At 39.8% G+C, this 19,516-nt stretch carries 16 protein-coding genes; 11 read left to right on the top strand and 5 right to left on the bottom strand.

Going from position 1 to position 19,516, the window contains the following annotated elements; translation table 11 throughout:
* Positions 1 to 19: 19 nt before the first annotated feature.
* Both ACE01N_RS03290 and ACE01N_RS03285 read right to left on the bottom strand, forming a co-directional pair.
* On the bottom strand, positions 20 to 784 hold the full coding sequence (locus ACE01N_RS03290) for an ABC transporter ATP-binding protein (protein WP_380584776.1): 765 nt from the start codon (positions 782 to 784) through the stop codon (positions 20 to 22).
* A complete protein-coding gene (locus ACE01N_RS03285; protein WP_375727538.1) occupies positions 781 to 1,524 on the bottom strand; it encodes an MlaE family ABC transporter permease in 744 nt (247 codons plus the stop codon). The genes ACE01N_RS03290 and ACE01N_RS03285 overlap by 4 nt, the downstream gene beginning before the upstream one ends.
* A gap of 170 nt (positions 1,525 to 1,694) precedes the next feature.
* Here ACE01N_RS03285 and lacZ point away from each other — a divergent pair, with 170 nt between their 5' ends.
* Positions 1,695 to 4,814: a beta-galactosidase, LacZ type gene (lacZ, locus tag ACE01N_RS03280; protein WP_380584773.1), complete on the top strand. Its 3,120-nt coding sequence runs from the start codon at positions 1,695 to 1,697 to the stop codon at positions 4,812 to 4,814.
* A gap of 33 nt (positions 4,815 to 4,847) precedes the next feature.
* Here the strand turns inward: lacZ and ACE01N_RS03275 are convergent, their stop codons facing one another.
* The 3 genes from ACE01N_RS03275 to ACE01N_RS03265 are packed head-to-tail and all read right to left on the bottom strand — an operon-like array spanning position 4,848 to position 6,266.
* On the bottom strand, positions 4,848 to 5,387 hold the full coding sequence (locus ACE01N_RS03275; protein ID WP_380584771.1) for a DUF4252 domain-containing protein: 540 nt from the start codon (positions 5,385 to 5,387) through the stop codon (positions 4,848 to 4,850).
* Positions 5,384 to 5,782, bottom strand: a complete 399-nt coding sequence (locus ACE01N_RS03270; protein ID WP_380584769.1) for a hypothetical protein — start codon at positions 5,780 to 5,782, stop codon at positions 5,384 to 5,386. Before ACE01N_RS03270 ends, ACE01N_RS03275 begins: the two co-directional genes overlap by 4 nt.
* Positions 5,760 to 6,266: an RNA polymerase sigma factor gene (locus tag ACE01N_RS03265; RefSeq protein WP_380584767.1), complete on the bottom strand. Its 507-nt coding sequence runs from the start codon at positions 6,264 to 6,266 to the stop codon at positions 5,760 to 5,762. Before ACE01N_RS03265 ends, ACE01N_RS03270 begins: the two co-directional genes overlap by 23 nt.
* A gap of 197 nt (positions 6,267 to 6,463) precedes the next feature.
* Here ACE01N_RS03265 and ACE01N_RS03260 point away from each other — a divergent pair, with 197 nt between their 5' ends.
* The 10 genes from ACE01N_RS03260 to ACE01N_RS03215 all read left to right on the top strand — a co-directional run bounded on the left by ACE01N_RS03260 (position 6,464) and on the right by ACE01N_RS03215 (position 19,449).
* Positions 6,464 to 8,938 (top strand): TonB-dependent receptor, encoded by a 2,475-nt coding sequence (locus ACE01N_RS03260; protein WP_380584764.1) that lies wholly within the window; start codon positions 6,464 to 6,466, stop codon positions 8,936 to 8,938.
* Between the two features lie 3 nt (positions 8,939 to 8,941).
* Positions 8,942 to 9,982, top strand: a complete 1,041-nt coding sequence (locus tag ACE01N_RS03255; protein ID WP_380584762.1) for a DUF4249 domain-containing protein — start codon at positions 8,942 to 8,944, stop codon at positions 9,980 to 9,982.
* Positions 9,983 to 10,188: 206 nt separating this feature from the next.
* Positions 10,189 to 12,900 carry a pyruvate, phosphate dikinase gene (gene ppdK / locus ACE01N_RS03250; protein ID WP_380584760.1) on the top strand — a complete coding sequence of 904 codons (2,712 nt, stop codon included), beginning with the start codon at positions 10,189 to 10,191 and terminating at the stop codon, positions 12,898 to 12,900.
* A 235-nt stretch (positions 12,901 to 13,135) separates the two neighbouring features.
* Positions 13,136 to 14,269 (top strand): sensor histidine kinase, encoded by a 1,134-nt coding sequence (locus ACE01N_RS03245; RefSeq protein ID WP_380584758.1) that lies wholly within the window; start codon positions 13,136 to 13,138, stop codon positions 14,267 to 14,269.
* Between the two features lie 103 nt (positions 14,270 to 14,372).
* A complete protein-coding gene (locus tag ACE01N_RS03240) occupies positions 14,373 to 15,503 on the top strand; it encodes a sensor histidine kinase (RefSeq protein ID WP_380584756.1) in 1,131 nt (376 codons plus the stop codon).
* Between the two features lie 95 nt (positions 15,504 to 15,598).
* A complete protein-coding gene (locus ACE01N_RS03235) occupies positions 15,599 to 16,183 on the top strand; it encodes a BamJ family beta-barrel-assembly machinery protein (protein WP_380584754.1) in 585 nt (194 codons plus the stop codon).
* Between the two features lie 103 nt (positions 16,184 to 16,286).
* A complete protein-coding gene (locus ACE01N_RS03230; protein WP_380584752.1) occupies positions 16,287 to 16,898 on the top strand; it encodes a BamJ family beta-barrel-assembly machinery protein in 612 nt (203 codons plus the stop codon).
* Between the two features lie 94 nt (positions 16,899 to 16,992).
* The gene (locus tag ACE01N_RS03225) at positions 16,993 to 17,454 is read left to right on the top strand and encodes a peptidylprolyl isomerase (protein ID WP_375727551.1); all 462 of its coding nucleotides are present in this window, start codon (positions 16,993 to 16,995) and stop codon (positions 17,452 to 17,454) included.
* Between the two features lie 7 nt (positions 17,455 to 17,461).
* Positions 17,462 to 17,833, top strand: a complete 372-nt coding sequence (locus tag ACE01N_RS03220) for a DUF3127 domain-containing protein (RefSeq protein ID WP_380584749.1) — start codon at positions 17,462 to 17,464, stop codon at positions 17,831 to 17,833.
* An 11-nt stretch (positions 17,834 to 17,844) separates the two neighbouring features.
* Positions 17,845 to 19,449, top strand: coding sequence for a S41 family peptidase (locus tag ACE01N_RS03215; RefSeq protein WP_380584747.1), 1,605 nt, complete (start codon positions 17,845 to 17,847; stop codon positions 19,447 to 19,449).
* Positions 19,450 to 19,516: the final 67 nt, after the last annotated feature.

Raw genomic sequence — 19,516 nt, 5'->3', positions numbered from 1 at the left:
TTGGGGTTAGCGAACCTGTTTATTCATTGTAATAATCCTTAAAACCTTTCATTGTATTACCAGCAAAGATAAATGCCCGGACCTCTTCGTCCTTTGTCTTCATGATCTCATCGCTGGTTCCTTCCCATGCCTTCTTACCCTGGTTGATGAAAATAATCTTTTCACCCAGCTCCAGAACAGAGTTCATATCGTGGGTATTTATAATGGTAACTATATTGTATTCCTTTGTTATTTCCTGTATCAGCTGATCAATAACGATCGATGTCTTCGGATCAAGTCCGGAATTCGGTTCATCGCAAAACAAATACTTTGGATTTAAGGCAATGGCCCTGGCGATAGCCACCCTTTTCTGCATTCCGCCACTGATTTCTGCCGGCAACAACTTATGAGCCCCCTGAATATTCACCCTGTCAAGACAAAAATCTACCCTGTCCTGTTTCTCCTTTACAGTCATGTTTGTAAACATTTCAAGGGGAAACCGTACATTGTCTTCAACGCTCATGGAATCGAACAGTGCAGATCCCTGAAACAACATCCCCATTTCGCGTCGGACTGCTTTCTTTTCTTTACTCCCGGGTTTTAAAGCTGAAAAACAGCGTCCGTCCATCAGTATTCTACCTTCGTCTATGGCATGAAGTCCTACAATACTTTTCAGCAAAACCGTTTTACCGGAACCACTTTGCCCGATAATCAGGTTGGTTACTCCCGGTTCAAATACCGCCGATACATTTTTCAGTACTTGATTACCGTCAAAGCTTTTTGATACATTCTTTACTTCTATCATCCCAGCAACATTTGAGTGAGTAAAACATTAAAAAGCAACACCGTCACTGTGCTGTGAACAACTGCTTTTGTACTGGACTTTCCAACATCCAGCGCTCCACCGTTGGTGAAATAACCGTAATAAGCTGAAATGGAAACAATGATAAATGCAAAAAAGAGCGATTTTATAAGCGAATAAACAATGTAATACGGAATAAAATAGTATTGGATCCCAAATAAATAATCAGTTGATGTTACTGCACCTGATAGTGTAACACCTCCCAGATAGCCACCTGCAACTCCCAGAACCATGCTTAAAAGTACCAGAAACGGAATGATAATAACAAAAGCAACTAGCTTTGGCAGTATAAGGTAATTGGCAGAATTTATCCCCATAATATCCAGTGCATCAATCTGCTCCGTCACTCGCATGGTTCCAATCTCCGATGCTACGTTAGATCCAACTTTCCCCGCAAGGATCAATGATACAATGGTAGATGAAAATTCGAGTAATAATGTATCCCTTGTAACCAGCCCCACAGAATATCTTGGTAAAAGCGGATTTTCCATGTTATAAGCCGTCTGGATGGCAATAACGGCACCTATAAATACTGATATTATAGCTACAATACCGGCAGACTGAACTCCCAGCTTCTGAAACTCAATGATCGTATTTTTCACAAAGGCTCTGTGTTTGTCGGGCTTGGATAAAACTTTTCCCATTAACGTACCGTATCGGCCAAGGTGTTCGAAAAAATTCATTCTTACTGATTTTGTACAAAAATATAAAAACTATTTGAAGTAGACTGTCGTAATTTCCCACCTAATATTTCCGCCCTACCAAAATTAATTAATAACTTTCGGGTCTCACTTTATAACTTTATGAATATACGATCAATGTTTTACAACAAAAAGAATTTAAACATTTTAATATGAAGAACATAACCATACTGACTTTTTTATTGCTGACATTCACGGTGTCCGCGCAACAAAATGACTGGGAAAATCCTGATGTCATTTCAATTAATGCGGAAAAAGCACACGCTACCTTTCTTGCATATCCGAACTCCGACCTTTCACAGAAGGATTGTCCATCTCTGAATCCGGATTATATCAACCTGAATGGCACCTGGAAATTCAGTTTTGCAGATCGCATTGCTGACAGTCCGGAAGATTTCTACCAGGAAAACTATGATGTTTCAAAATGGGATGACATTCCTGTACCGGGAAACTGGGAGATGTTTGGTTACGGATTTGCCAATTATGTAAATGCAGGATATCCATTTCCAAAAAATCCACCGTTTATCGACAAAAACTACAACCCTACGGGATCGTATGTCAGAGTGTTTGACATCCCTGAGGATTGGGACAGGAAAGAGATATTCCTGACGTTTGGAGCTGTAAGCTCTGCTTACTATGTCTGGATCAACGGTGAAAAAGTGGGCTATGCACAGGATTCCAAGCTTCCTTCTGAGTTTAGAATTACGGATTATGTAAAACCCGGGAAGAATAAACTGGCTGTAAGAGTTTTTAAATGGAGTGATGGCAGCTACCTTGAAGATCAGGATTTCTGGCGCCTTGCGGGCATACAGCGTGATGTTTACCTGACTGCCAGACCACAGGTTTATATCCGTGATTTTTTCGCCAAACCTGGACTCGATGCGCAATATACAAATGGTATATTCTTCCTTGATGTTGACGTTGATAACCTGCAGAGACGTTCGGCTTACCGGTATAAGCTGTCTTATGAAGTTATGGACGCAAATGGGATCAGTGTACTTGAAGGAGAAAAAGACGTTACCGTTAAGCGGAAACAATCAATCACAACAACATTTAACGGCACTGTTAAGAATGTGAAGCAATGGTCCGCAGAAATTCCTAACCTTTATACGTTGAATATTGTTCTTAAAAACCCTAAAAGTGAAGTTCTGGAAGCTGTCAGTACAAAAATCGGCTTCAGAACCAGTGAAATTAAAGGCGGACAACTGCTTGTGAACGGGAAACCTATTCTCCTGAAAGGTGTCAACAGGCATGAGCATGACATGGTCTACGGGCATGTGGTGGATAAAGAAACCATGATAAAAGATATTCAGTTGATGAAGGAAAATAACTTTAATGCTGTCCGTACGTCCCACTACCCTAACGATCCGCTATGGTATAAACTGTGTGATAAATATGGCATTTATTTGTACGATGAGGCAGACCTGGAAACGCATGGTTTTGGCTATGACCCCAAATACACACTTGCTACCAAACCGGAATGGGAAAAGGCTCATATTGCCCGCAACATAAACATGGTGGAACGCGATAAGAACCACCCTTCTGTTATTGTGTGGAGTATGGGAAATGAAGCCGGAACAGGCATGAACTTTTTGAATGCCTACAAAGCCATAAAAAAACGAGATATGTCCCGTCCGGTTCATTATGAAAGAGCAGAAAAACAAACCGACATCAAAGAACGCCATACCGATATTCATGGCGACATGTACGCCGGTATCAGATATGTAAAGGAAAGATATACCGGAAATGATCCGGAACGGCCATTTATCTGGTGTGAATATTCGCATGCCATGGGCAACAGTAATGGAAACTTCCAGGAATACTGGGATCTGGTGGAATCGGAACCACAGATCCAAGGTGGTTTTATCTGGGACTGGGTGGACCAGGGCATTGTTAAAAAAACAGCTACAGGAGAAACATTTTTTGGTTATGGTGGCGATTTTGAGCCGGAAGGAACAAAAAACGATGGTAACTTTTGTCTGAACGGCGTGGTTAATCCCGACAGAATTCCGCATCCTGCACTGCATGAAATTAAAAAAGTGTATCAGAATATTGGATTCAAAGCAGTTAATCTGAAGCAGGGAGAGATAGAGATTACGAATAAGTTTTTCTTCACGTCCCTTGCCCCGTTCGTTTATCACTGGGAACTGAAAGGAAACGGGAAGCTTGTACTTCAGGGAAACCTGGCCGGTTTAAACATCAGGCCCCAGGAGTCGAGAACCGTGAATCTCAATCTAAGTAATTTTAAACCTGAACCGGGCGTGGAATACTTTTTAACCATTGAGGCGATGACCGGTCAGACATCGGATCTTATTCCTCTGATCCATACCGTTGCAACTGAACAGTTCAGGTATCCTGAATACATTGAACCGAAACCGGTGGAAAGGCCGATGCGCAAACTGACAATTACAACAGACGATAAAAAAATCAGTGTTGCAGGTCTTAACTTTTCTGTTGGTTTCTGCAGAACACATGGCGTGATCAGCTCATATATTGTAAATCAGACACAGTTGGTTAAAGAACCGCTCGAGCCTGATTTCTGGCGAGCTCCCACGGATAATGACTTCGGAAACCGAATGCCACGAAGATGCAAAATCTGGAAGGATGTCACCACAGATCTCAAAGCTACCGATGTGTATTCCAAACAGGTTTCTGATGATGAAGTAATTGTATATGCACATTTCCAGCTGGACAGTATCGATGGGTTTATCCATATGGAATATGATATTAAGGGCGATGGTTCAGTTCACGTTTCATACGCCTTTAAAGCACGCAAGGAAAAACTGCCGGAGATTCCGAGAATCGGCATGACCATGCAACTGCCTGCAGAATTTGATAACCTGAGTTATTTTGGACGTGGCCCGTGGGAAAACTATGTCGACCGTAACACTGCAGCCTTTGTGGATCTTTACCATTCAAAAGTGGCTGACCAGTACTGGCCATATATCCGTCCACAGGAAAACGGATATAAAACGGATACGCGCTGGGTGAAACTGATCAACCACGATGGGATTGGCGTATGCATAAAAGGTGATGAGCCTATCGGGTTTAGTGCCCTGAATAATACGGTTGAAGATTTTGATGCCGGAATGCGTAAGGCACAGCGTCATACCACGGACATAAAGCCACAAGACCTGGTGGAACTGAGAATAGATAAATTTCAAATGGGTGTTGGCGGTGACAACAGCTGGGGAGCCAAACCTCATCCGCAATATATGCGGTATGCCGGGGAACAGTACGAATACGGATTTACGATTTATCCGGTAAGATAAGAACATAAAAAAAGCGGGCAGTGCCCGCTTTTTTTACATATCTAAAACATCTAATATATTTATATCCAGTAAACGAGATACCGTAATTATTTCCTTCATGGTCATGTTTCCTGAAACACTGAGAATTAATTGTTCATCATCTTCCAGCGCCATTACAATCAGATCCTTAATGCGATCCGTCTTTTTATCTTCCAGGATATAAACCGTAAGGCTTTCTCCATCATCCACCATTTTAACAATCTGTTCGTAGTTCTTGTCCCTGATCTCATTTTTCAGTTTCTTCATGTCATCATCAGGAATAAGCTTATCATCTTCACCGCCAATCAGGATCATCTCGTTAAAATTATTGATGAGATTTTCCGGATTAAAATCCGAATAATTTTCCTTTAACTTTTGCCCGAACTTCAGTTCAAACATTTTTTTACTCATATACATCATATTCATATCCGAGTTGTCTTCATACTTTTCGTACAGCGTTCTTACAGGAGATTTAAACTGCTGTGCCACTGTGGTCTGGGATAAGAGCAATACTGATATCGTCACCAGTAAAAGTCCAATGTGTTTTGTCTTCATAACTGTTTGTTTTGTTGTTTATACTTTTTCATTTTTGCATTTAACCGGTTTACCATATCATCCTTATTCATTTCTTCAATTTTCTGATTCAGTTTATTAATCTGGTTAATCCTGGTGTCAAACCTGAATGTCTCTGATGGTGGTGTAAACTCCATATTGCTAACCATGGTCTGAAAAGTTTTGAGTTGCCTGTCCTGCTTCCCTGAGGGATTGAAAATCAGAAACATTGCAACAATCGCTGCGGCCACAGATGCATAATATACGATCCGCCTCACCCTCACTGTTTTATCAGATTTCATATTTATCTGAATGCTGTTACCTTGTTCAGTAAGTGCCTGCCTTTCACTTTGGATGGCAGCCTTATATAGTTCGTCAGGATTTTTCTGTGCGCTCATAACTATAAATTTTAGTCAGTTCCTCCTTTATCATGTTCCTGGCCCGACTCAGAATAACGCGAACATTATTTGTTTTCAGACCGGTCAAATCCACAACCTCAGCTGTGTTCATCATACATACATCCACCAGGTAAATCACTTCCCTGTAATTTCCAGGAAGATTATCAATAGCGCTCCTGAAGTGCATGGACAGTTCCTGCTTTTCAAAGGTATTCTCAGAGAACGTTTCATACTCCACGGAAAACTGCAAGTCCATTGTCCGTTTAATTTTTCGAAGGGCATCAATACTTAACGATCTTGCACTGCTGTAGAAATAGTAACGGCATGTCTCCTTTTTAATGGAATCCCTTTTACGCCATAGTTTGAGATAAAGTTCCTGAAGCACATCTTCAGCCTCTTCCCGGTTTTTTATCAATCCGAATATATAGCCAAACAGCGCCGCTTTATGTTCCAGAAAATGTGTATTGAATTCCTTAGTTCTCAAAAAAATCGCTTTTAAATAAGATACGTTCCAGAAAAAAAAACATTACAGTGCAAGGTATTATTTTTTGCAGTTTTTATTCTGCTGTGCAACTTTTTATCTAATTATGCGTCGTTAATACAGCATATACTGATGAATTTAGATGATGAAACACTATCTTTGGGTGTTAATAATCATATTAACCTAATAATAAAACCCTAATGAACAGGATTTTAATATTGCTATTCTTACTCCCACTCCCACTCTTCAGTCAAAAAGTCAATATAGGCGGTACCATCTCTGACAAAAGCTCTGGGGAACAGCTTATACAGGCTAATGTGTACATCCGGGCTTTGCAGCAAGGAACCGTTACAAACTATTACGGGTTTTACAGCATCAGTGTTGAAGCCGGTAAAGATGTGGAAATCGAATATTCTTATATTGGTTATGAACCGGTTAAGCTGAGTTTGAACCTTAAAAAGGATACAATCATTAATATTGAGCTCAGTCAATCTTTAACCCTTAAGGAAATCACCGTAATGGACCGTTCTCCCCAGCAAACGGTGGAGACTTCACAGATGAGTACGGTATCCTTGAATCCCAAACAGGTAAAGTCCATGCCGGTTTTATTCGGAGAGGTAGATGTATTAAAAACATTACAGATGATGCCCGGTGTTGCAGGAGGAACCGAAGGGACTGCAGGGATTTATGTTCGTGGCGGTGGTCCTGATCAAAACCTGTTTTTGCTGGATGGTGTTCCGGTATATAACGTCAGTCATGCCCTTGGAATATTTTCGGTATTCAACGCAGATGCCATAAAAAGCGTGGACCTCGTAAAAGGAGGCTTTCCTGCACGCTATGGCAGCCGTTTATCTTCGGTAGTTGATATAAGAATGAAAGAAGGAGACCTGTATAATTATCACGGAGAAGCGACACTGGGTTTAATCTCTTCCAAAATCTTATTGGAGGGACCAATCAGCAAAGGCAAAACATCCTTCCTCTTTGCTGCCCGGCGAACTTATATTGATGCTGTTGCAGCGCCATTCATTCAACTTTCTAATACAGACCCAAACGTCGATATTAATCTCGATCTTTATTTTTATGACATCAATGCCAAAATCAATCATAAATTCTCTGACCATGACCGTCTGTTTTTAAGTGTCTATAACGGTCGGGATGTGCTGGGTCTTGGGGTCACCGACAAATACAGCTACTCCAATTACGAAGACCGGGACGGAACACAAACCTTAATTACTTACGACAACGAAAACACCATTGGTTTCAGGTTTTTCTGGGGAAACCTTACCTCGGCACTACGCTGGAACCATGTTTTCAACAGTAAGCTGTTCTCTAATACAACACTCACCTATACCAAATACCAGTTTCAGACTAGTCTTGGTTTCGACTATAAAAGTAAAGTAACCGGAGAGGAAGAAGAATCGGAAAGTTTTGATCTGTCCTATTACTCCAACATAAGGGACTTTGGGATCAAACAGGACTTTGATTTTATTCCGACGCGTAAACAGTATATTCGAATGGGAGGATGGTACACTTATCATACCTATACGCCTGGAACATCTGCATTAAATTATAATTCATCCGGTCAAGGTTCACTGCTCGACACCACACTGGGATTTGTCAATATTCCTGCTTTTGAAGTGGCACTGTATGCCGAAGATAACATCGAATTTTCAAACCGGCTAAAAGCTAATATCGGTGTGCATTATTCTGGTTTTAACAAAGGGAAAACCTACTATCAGTCCGTTCAACCCAGAGCATCACTGAGATATAAACTGGATAAAAATATATCAGTTAAAGCCTCGTTTGCGCAAATGACGCAGTACCTTAATCTGTTGGCCAATTCCATCGGTAATTTACCGACTGATTTATGGGTTCCCGCTACAGAAAATATCAAACCACAGGAATCCTGGCAGGCGGCACTGGGAGGAGCTCTGGCTATAAACGATGTGTATGAGATTACACTCGAAGGCTATTATAAAAAGATGGACAACCTGGTTTCCTATAAAGAGGGAGAATCCTTCTTTCTTATAGAAACAAACTGGGAAGACAAAGTGACACAGGGAAGTGGCGAAGCCTATGGCATGGAGCTGTTTTTTCAGAAAACACAGGGCAAACTAACTGGTTGGTTAGGATACACACTGGCATGGAGTGATCGGTATTTTAAGGATCTTAACAACGGGATGCCTTATCCATTCAAGTATGACAGACGCCACGACCTGTCTGTTGTCGGTAATTATAAATTAAACGATAGCTGGGAGATTTCAGCCAATGTGCAGTTGAATTCAGGAAATTCATTTACACTTTATGATCAGAAAATGCCTTTACTTAACAGTCCTGACACCAAACAGTACTGGAATAATTACTATGTATATGGCCCCGATGACGGGAATATCCCGTTTTTTGTGGATGACAATTACTTTTTTGAGTCTAAAAACAGCTACAAAATGCCATTTTACAAACGGGTTGACCTGGGTATAACTTATATAAAAGAAATGACCAGAACCACTCATAAATTCAATCTTAGTGTTTATAATGTAACGGCAGCTAAAAATCCTACTTTTATGTTTCCCGGAACACGGTGGGATCAAAATCTGATGCAGGATTTATTCGTGGTCCGTCAGTTCAGTCTGTTACCCTTCCCTTTGCCAACACTAAGTTATACTATTAAATTTTAGATCATGAAGTCAATATTAAGAATATATCTGGTTTTAGTACTGATCATCATTAGCTCATCATGCAGCAAAGTTGTGGAAGATTTTCCATTACAGGTACATGAACCTCAGATCGTTATCAACGGAATGGCACAGTCTGACTCTGTTTTCAGCTTTATGATTGCCAGAACTGCTATGCGGAATAACCTGAATATGGAATGGTCCAGAGTTACTCCAACAGAACTGGAGCTGCTCCAAAACGGAAGCAATGTAAATGTGAGATACAGTAGTGATTCCAATCTGTTTGTTGCCGATAATATTCACGTTAAACCTTTGGATAAATTTGACATTAATGTATCCGTAAACGGACTGGAAACTGCTCAGGCTGATTTGACTGTTCCTGATTCCACGTCTTTTTCCGTTGAAAATATAAAAATCACAAAAGAAGAATCAGGAACTCCCTGCTATGACTGTCCACCGGATTATGTTGAGACAATCATATACAACATAAGTTTATCCGTACTTCTGGATGATGCTCCGGCAACAGATAATTTCTACAGCATCAAAATAGAAAGAGCTTCATATACTTACATTATGGACGATGGAGAATATAAATACACCAATGATTTCCCTCCGCCTGACCCCGAAAATTATGTTTCAGTAGATAGTATTCTCGTGTTCAACCCGGTAGAGATTAGTTCCTGGGATGGCATATATGAGTTTAAAAACGATTACGGACTTTACACTAATACAGATATCACGGAAGAAACCGGTGGAAATATTCTCTATTTTAAAGATCAGCTGCTGCCGGGACTAAAGAACCAAATTTCCTTCAGTTCAGATAATTTTTATTTCTATACCGATGTTGATATTCTGAATTTAAGAATTACACTGACTTCTTATACCAAAGATATGTTTTATTATCTCAGGTCTCTGGCATCGTATAACAGTTATTATGATTTTCCGCTTTCTGAACCAATATACATTTATACAAACATTAAAAACGGTCGTGGAATTTTTGGTGCTGCCAGCCAGACAAGCCGAAGTTTAACGATAAAACCAGACTAAATAAACAACATAATTCCAGACTACAAAAGCAGATTTCCTGATAGATATTACGCGTGAAACCAGCTGAGAAAGGCTATTCAACAGTCCTTAACAGAAGTAACGGTTTTTTACATTTTTTACATTCAACTTTTTAAATATTTATCCTACCTTTGTTCCCCATTCATGAATATTCAAATATTTAATAACTACATATTTAAATAATAACTATGAGTAACAAAAGAGTTTACACTTTCGGAAACGGCCAGGCTGAAGGAAAGGCCGACATGAAAAACCTCCTGGGAGGAAAAGGTGCCAACCTTGCCGAAATGAACCTCATTGGGGTTCCGGTACCTCCGGGATTTACTATCACAGCAGACGTATGTACTGAATACAATCAACTGGGAGAGGAAAAAGTGGTTGAATTGCTTAAATCAGATGTGGAAGCCGCTATTGCCAACATTGAAAATCTTATGGGCACCAAATTCGGCGACAAAGAAAACCCATGTCTTGTTTCTGTTCGTTCTGGCGCGAGAGTTTCAATGCCAGGTATGATGGATACCGTTTTGAATCTTGGACTGAACGATGCTGCCGTTGAAGGTATTGCAAAAAAATCAGGTAATGAAAGATTTGCATGGGACTCATACCGCAGATTTGTTCAGATGTATGGCGATGTGGTATTAGGCATGAAACCTGAGAGCAAAGAAGATATTGATCCTTTCGAAGCCATCATGGAAGAGGTTAAAGAAGCCAAAGGTGTTGAACTGGATACTGAACTTGAAGTTGCTGATCTGAAAGAGCTGGTTAAGAAATTTAAGGCAGCCGTTAAAAAACAGACAGGCCACGATTTTCCTGAAGATGCATACGATCAGCTTTGGGGAGCTGTGATGGCTGTATTTGACAGCTGGAACAACGAACGTGCCATTTACTACCGTCGTCTGAACCGTATTCCTGATGAGTGGGGAACAGCTGTTAATGTTCAGGCCATGGTATTTGGAAACATGGGTAAAAACTCAGGTACAGGTGTTGCTTTTACGCGTGATGCCGGAACAGGTGAGGACATTTTCAATGGTGAATACCTGATTGATGCTCAGGGTGAAGATGTGGTTGCAGGTGTTCGTACACCTCAGCAAATTACACTCGAAGGTTCACGCCGTTGGGCAAAGTTAGCCAATGTAACTGAAGAAGTTCGTAAAGAGAAATATCCGTCACTGGAAGAGGCTATGCCTGAAGTGGCTCAGGAATTGTTCGATGTGGAAACAAAACTGGAAAACTATTTCAGCGATATGCAGGACCTTGAATTCACCATTCAGGACAGAAAACTCTGGCTGCTCCAAACCCGTAACGGTAAGCGTACAGGTGCTGCCATGGTTAAAATCGCTGTTGACATGCTCGAAAGTGGTATGATTGACGAAAAAACAGCTTTGTTACGTCAGGAACCACAAAAACTTGATGAATTACTGCATCCTGTTTTTGATAAAAAAGCTGAAGCTTCTGCCAGTGTTATGGCAAAAGGTTTACCGGCCTCTCCGGGAGCTGCCACAGGACAGATTGTGTTCTTTGCTGATGAAGCAAAAAAATATGACAATACCATTCTGGTTCGTATTGAAACTTCACCGGAAGACCTTGAAGGAATGAACATTGCCAAAGGAATCTTAACAGCCCGTGGTGGTATGACATCGCATGCAGCTGTAGTTGCTCGTGGAATGGGTAAATGCTGTGTGTCAGGTGCCGGATCAATTAAAATTGATTATAAAAACAGAACCATCACCATGGAAGGTAAAACCTTTAAAGAAGGTGACTGGATTTCATTGAACGGATCAACTGGTGTGGTATACGAAGGACGTGTTGCTACAATGGAACCCGAACTGAGCGGTGATTTTGCTAAAATCATGGACCTTTCTGACAAGTTTACAAGAATGAATGTCAGAACAAATGCTGATTCTCCCAAAGACGCTACTGTAGCTCGCAGGTTTGGTGCTACCGGTATTGGTCTTTGCCGTACAGAACATATGTTCTTCGAAGGTGAACGTATTAAGGCCATGCGCGAAATGATTCTTGCCAACGATGTTGCGGGAAGAGAAAAAGCATTGGAAAAATTACTTCCTATTCAAAGAAGTGACTTCGAAGGAATATTTGAAGCGATGGCCGGTTTTGGAGTAACGGTTCGTCTGCTTGATCCGCCTTTGCATGAATTTGTTCCTCATCAGCTGGCTACGCAAAAAGAACTGGCTCAGGAAATGGGCGTAAGTCTTGATTATGTAAAAAACAAAGTGGCCGAACTGGAAGAATTCAACCCTATGTTAGGTCACCGTGGCTGCCGTCTCGGAAATACCTATCCAGAAATTACTGTAATGCAGGCACGTGCTATTATTGAAGCTGCTGTGAATCTGAAGCAAAAAGGCGTGGATGCGCGTCCTGAAATCATGGTGCCTTTAGTGGGAACACTAAAAGAACTTGAACTGCAGTACGACATTATACATGCAACAGCTGAAAAAGTGTTCGCTGAAAAAGGTACTAAGGTTGACTATTTGGTAGGTACAATGATAGAGGTTCCGAGAGCTGCTGTCACTGCCGACCAGATTGCGACCAAAGCACAGTTCTTCTCATTCGGCACGAATGACTTAACTCAGATGACTTTCGGTTATTCCCGTGATGATGCCGGGAAATTCCTGCCGGTATATATTCAAAAAGGCATCCTGAAAAACGATCCTTTTGAAGTACTTGATCAGGAAGGTGTTGGTCAGCTGGTGAAACTGGGCGTTGAAAAAGGTCGTGGTACCAATCCAAAACTCAAAGTCGGAATTTGTGGTGAACACGGTGGTGAGCCAAGTTCAGTAGAATTCTGCAACTCTGTTGGAATGGATTATGTAAGCTGTTCACCTTACAGGGTACCTATTGCCAGGTTAGCTGCTGCTCAGGCCGCTATAAAACAGGCATAGTTATAAAAATTTATATCATAAAGGGGGTACTTAAAAAAAGTATCCCTTTTATTTTATATCCATATCAAAACAAAACTTAGGTGAATGTTGTTAGAATTAAAAGACCAGATATTTATCCTTACATGCACTTCACCCAATCCAATCAACCTGGATTAAACGTATGTTGTGTTAGTGTTTCACCTTAACCAATAAACACCAGGCATTTATTATTGTAAATTTCATTTAATTATTTTTTATGGCAATACATTTTAGTCCTGGAAAAAATGATCCCATCAAAGATTTCCTTAACGAAAGGAACTCACTGGAAAACTTTGAAAACCTTAAAGATCTTTTAAGCAATTTATCCTATATAATTTTTATTCTTAACGAAAAAAAGGAAATTGTCTTTTCAAATGAAAAACTTCTGTCGAAGTTTAAGGTTATCAATAACCAAAAAATTGTTGATGGCACTCCGGGAGAAATCTTTGCCTGTATTCATGTAAATCAAGGTCCGGCGGGTTGTGGCTCATCAAAATATTGTCGTTACTGTAGTGTTATAAATTCAATCTTAGACACGCACGCAGCAAATGTCCCGAATACAAGAGAAGCAAGAGTTATTGTTAACAATAATGGTATAGAGGAACAACTTGACCTGGAAATTACAGCAATTCCGTTCAGATTTGCCGGACATGATTATACAATTTTTTCAGCTCAGGACATTACAGATAAAAAGAGAAAAGAAATACTGGAACGCACATTCTTTCATGATATCATTAATATGGCAGGCAGTCTTGACGGGATAATGGAATTGATGGAAGAAATGAATTGTCAAGAAAAAGATCGCTTGCTTGTAATAGCGAAGCGCATTAGTAATACTTTAATCGATGAGATTTCAGCTCAATCTGAAATTTCAAAGGCAGAACACAATGAGCTGAAAGTTAATCCTGAAAATGAAAAAATTAATACCCTTATTCAGGAAGCTATTGAAAATATTGGCCATCATCATGTTGCTGATGAAAAAATTATTACATATAAGCCAACATTGCCGGACCAGTTTATAATTACTGATAAAGTTTTGTTTAACCGGGTTCTGATTAACATGATAAAAAATGCCCTTGAGGCAAGCAATTCTAACGAAACTATACGGATAAATCTTTCCAAAAGCAATAATAAATTTAACGTTACTGTTAACAATAAAAAATTCATGCCTATACATATTCAACAACAGGTATTTCAACGTTCTTTTTCCACAAAAGGATCAGGCAGAGGAATTGGAACCTATAGCATGAAGCTACTTGGAGAAAGATATTTAAAGGGCTCTGTAAGTTTTATATCAACTCAGGAAAACGGAACAACCTTTTCTTTCAGTGTTCCTAAATCGATTCAGTAAAGCAAATTCAGATAAAATTAAGTTTAATTCTGTTAATTTTATGTTAATTAATTTTGAATTATGATAATTTTCAGTTAATTTTGTACTAATTAATAGTTAGTATATGACATTTGCTCCTGCAAAATACAACTCCGTGAATGCTTTTTTATCGCAAAATATTACGTTAGAAAACATTAATAAAATTAAGGACCTGCTAAATTCGTTATCGTACGTTGTTTTCATATTAAACGAAAACAGGGAGATAGTTTATGCAAATGAAAGTTTTCTGAATGACCTGAATATCCCTGAGGAGACTTTAAGCAAAGGTATTAAACCAGGAGAAGCTCTTTCCTGCATACATCATACTGAAGGGCCTGACGGATGTGGAACGTCTTTATATTGTAAATACTGCAACCTCCTGTCTGTTATTCTAGATGTAGCGGTTACAAAACTACCAGCCGTCAAAGAGACAAGGATCACGACAAAAAAGAATGGTGTTGAAGAACAACTTGATCTCGAGATCAGCGCATCTGCTTTAGATATTGACGGATCGGAGTTGATTGTTATTTCCGCCAAAGATATCACAGATAAAAAGAGAAAAGAATTACTGGAACGTACCTTCTTTCATGACATCATCAATCTTGCCGGCAGCCTTGAAGGCATCATGGAAACCCTGGAAGAGATGGACGATTTTAACCGTAAAAAGTTCATTCAATCAGCCAAAAGAATCAGCAGTTCACTACTTGAAGAGATTGTATCACAACAGGAGCTTGTAAAAGCTGAGAATAATGAATTATCCGTAAATCCTGAGCCATTTGTCATGCATGAACTACTGGCCGATTCAATTGAAAAGATCAGTCATCATGATGTTGCCAAAGGAAAAGATATAATTTTCACTCCCCCATTTGACGATGAAGGCATAATTACAGACAAGGTTATATTTAACCGCGTCATGCTCAACATGCTAAAAAATGCTTTGGAAGCGAGTCAGGATGGGGATAAAATTACTTTGAATATCTACAAAAAACGGAACAATTTTATGATTGAGGTTCACAACGGTACTGTTATCCCCGAAAAAGCACAAAGTCAGATTTTTCAGCGTTCATTTTCCACGAAAGGTTCAGGAAGAGGTGTAGGTACATACAGTATGAAATTATTGGGTGAAAGGTACCTGAAAGGCAAAATCGGATTTACTTCAGCAGAGAAAAAAGGAACCACTTTTTCCTTTGAGATTCCACAAATTTTAACAGCCTAAAACGCTTAATTCTAATAAATTTTAATACTCAAACTTTTATTTTTTTTGCTCATCTAAAACCGCTATCTTCGCTGCTTAATTTTTAGAAAAGTAAAATGGAGAAATTAAGTTACGCATTAGGACTTAGTGTTGCAGGTAGTCTTTTGGGAAGTGGTGTTAAAGAAATGGATTTTGAAAAATTCAACAAAGGCTTGCGCGACGCAATGGAAGGAAAAATGCCAGAAATTTCAAGTGAGGAAGCACGTCAGGTTTTAAATGATTTTTTTGAATCGGTTCAGAATAAAGCCAGTGAAATAAATAAAAAAGCCGGTGATGATTTTCTGAATGAAAATGCAAAACGTGAAGAAGTAACCGTATTACCCAGCGGTCTACAATATGAAGTTTTAACGGATGGAGAAGGAAATAAACCATCGGCTACTGACAGTGTGAAATGCCATTATCATGGTACATTAATCGACGGTACTGTATTTGACAGCTCTGTTCAGAGAGGAGCGCCTGCCACCTTTGGAGTGAATCAGGTTATTAAAGGCTGGGTAGAAGCATTACAGTTGATGACAGAAGGAAGTAAATGGAAACTTTTCATCCCTTCTGAACTTGCTTACGGCAACCAGGGAGCCGGACAAATGATCGGTCCCGATACTGCGCTGGTATTTGAAGTGGAATTATTAGAAATTGTTTAATTATTATAGAAAACTCATGAAATTAAAAAATTTATTCGTCGTTGTATTGGTAGCCATTACAATAGCATCGTGCTCCAGCAATCAATCTTACAACAATGTTCCTATGAAAACTCAAGCAGACAGTACATTCTATCTGATTGGTTATAATTATGGAAGCGGCCTTTATAAAAACCGTTCCACTGTACCTGGCGATAGTGTAAACCTTGATTTGGTTGCAGCAGGATTTGTTGAAGGTGTCAAAGGGAATGACAGTAAAATAGACGTAGAAGACATCCAGGGCTTTATTAACAATTACTTTATGGCGGCTCAGAAAAAACAAGCTGAGGAAAACCTTGTGAAAGCGGAAGACTTTTTAGCTGAAAACGCTAAACGTCCCGGAGTAACTTCTTTAATGGATGGAAAACTTCAGTACGAAATCCTCAAAGAAGGTGACGGACCAAAACCAACAGCAGATGATCAGGTAGATGTGGATTATGTCGGAACATTAATAGACGGAACAGAATTCGACAGTTCAATCAAACGTGGTCAGCCAGCAACTTTTGGCGTTAAGGGCGTAATTAAAGGATGGACTGAAATTCTACAGCTAATGCCTGTCGGTTCAAAATGGAAGGTATACATTCATCCTGATCTTGCATACGGTGCAAGAGGCAATCAATCAATTCCAGGTAATTCAGCTTTGATCTTTGAAATGGAGTTAATTGATATTAAAAAATAATATTAACAAACGGTTTTAAACCGTTTTTGTAAAAATTTTCTTTTATTGTATCCCGGTTGCTCCCGCAACCGGGTACATTTTTATTATAGAACTTATGTTAACAGCAGAATTTCATACATCAAAAGGCGTAATGGTGGCCGAACTTTACGAAGATGACGCCCCAAACACAGTAGAAAATTTCGTAAAACTTTCAGAAGACGGTTTTTACGACGGACTGGCATTTCATCGTGTAATCCCTGATTTTGTGATTCAGGGCGGATGTCCTTTTTCAAAAGACATGAGTGATCCTAGAGTGGGAACAGGCGGACCCGGTTATAAAATTGATTGTGAACTTGATGGCGAGAAACAATTTCATGACCGTGGTGTTTTATCTATGGCCCATGCCGGAAGAAATACCGGAGGGTCACAATTCTTTATTTGCCACAGTAGACGAAATACAGCTCATCTTGACAGAAAACATACCTGTTTTGGAAAGGTATTTGAAGGAGTAGATGTAATTGACTCAATCAGGCAGGGAGACGTAATAGAAAAAATAATTATTGTAGAAAAAGACTAACATATCTATGAACTTTGAAATTGAAGGAAATCTTATTTTAAAAGAAAACGAACAGCAGATTTCGGATAAATTTAAAAAACGTGAGTTTGTAATTGAAGTAGAAAATGAACGAAATTCTGACTGGAATGATTTTATAAAGTTTCAGTTAACCCAGGATAAGTGCAACCTTATTGATCAGTACAACAACGGCGATAAGATAAAAGTGAGCTTCAATATTCGTGGAAGGAAATGGGAAAAGAACGGGCAGGTTAACTATTTCTCAAATCTTGAGGCGTGGCGCATCGAAGGTGCTATGGCACAGAATTCACCTGTTCCTGCAGATGTTCCTCCACCGGATCTTGATAACATTCCTCCGGAAAACGACGATTTACCATTCTAAAATCAGTTATTATGATACGTAGAGCATTTCTTTTTGTGTTCCTTGCAACACTTGTATTATCAACCACAGCACAGAATTCGATCCGTTCGAAGGCAGATGTGCAACTGTATAAATTATCCGTTGCTGCCAGAACAATCGGGGCATATTACGTTGATACTGTTGATAAGGAAGAAATTGTTGAGGGCGCGATAAAAGCAATGCTCGAGGATCTGGATCCGCATTCGGTTTATATGAACCGAGAAGAGGTTAAACGCATGAATGAACCTTTGCGGGGAAATTTTGAAGGGATCGGGATTCAGTTTAATATTCTGGATGACACCTTAATGGTTGTCAATCCTATTCCCGGGGGACCTTCCGAAAAAGTAGGAATCCTGGCAGGGGACCGGATCATTTATATTGATGATGATATGGTTGCCGGAATCGGAATAACAAATAAGGATGTAACTGACAGGCTCAGGGGAGATAAAGGCACCGAGGTCACGGTAAAAATAAAACGGAATGGAACGAAGAAGTTATTGGAATTTACCATTGTACGTGATAAAATTCCGCTTCACAGTCTTGACGCTGCTTACATGGTTAATGACGATATAGGCTATATTAAACTGAACCGGTTTTCTGGAACAACACTTGACGAATTTTCAACCGCCCTTAATGATCTGAAAAAGGATGGAATGAAAAGTCTCATTCTTGATCTGCAAGGTAATGGAGGTGGATATCTGAATGCAGCAACTGGTCTGGCTGACGAATTCCTTTCAAATAATAAACTTATTGTTTACACAGAAGGTCTTAACAGTCCACGTCAAACCTTTCGCGCTACAAAAGGCGGAAAATTTGAAAAAGGCGAACTGGTGGTATTGATAGATGAATCATCTGCCTCTGCCAGCGAAATATTATCCGGTGCAATACAGGATTGGGACCGGGGACTGATAGTGGGTCGCAGAAGCTTTGGGAAAGGGTTGGTACAAAGACAGTTTAATCTACCTGACGGTTCTGCCATGCGCCTGACCACCGCAAAATATTATACCCCTTCCGGACGGTTGATACAGAAGCCTTACAATCATGGCCGGGCTGAATACCGGAAAGAAATCATTAACCGGTATAATAATGGCGAACTCCTTTCAGAGGACAGCATACATTTCCCCGACTCATTAAAGTATAAAACGCTTGTTCTAAACCGGATAGTATATGGAGGTGGTGGCATTATGCCAGACGTTTTTGTTCCTATTGATACATCTGTTATCACCGATTATCACCGCAGTCTTGTAGCCAAAGGTGTGATGAACAAAACGGTTTTAAACTATGTTGACAAACACAGACAGGAATTAAACAGCCTGTATCCTGACTTTGCCATGTTTGATACTAAATTTTTCGTGACACAGGATATGCTGGATGAGCTGATTGCGAATGGTGAAAAAGCAAAACTGGAATATAACGATGAGCAATTTAAACATTCGCTGCCGCTAATCTCTGCACAGTTTAAAGCTCTGGTTGCCCGCGATATTTTTGATATCAGTGAATACTACCAGGTAATGAATGAACAGGACGATATTTTTCAGAAAGCGGTAGAAATTCTTTCTAACTCAGGCATGCTGGAACAAAAACTATCTGAGAAATAGTTGGTGCTCTGTCAGTAGTTTCCATAATTAATTCCTGCTGATATTCTTGAAAAACATATAAAGTTAT

Source organism: Quyinboa ferrireducens (assembly GCF_042436675.1).
In the GTDB taxonomy this organism is placed as follows: Bacteria; Bacteroidota; Bacteroidia; order Bacteroidales; family UBA5342; genus JBHJHP01.
The sequence above is the reverse complement of the archived record's forward strand: the minus strand, read 5'-3'. Positions and strand labels throughout refer to the sequence as shown.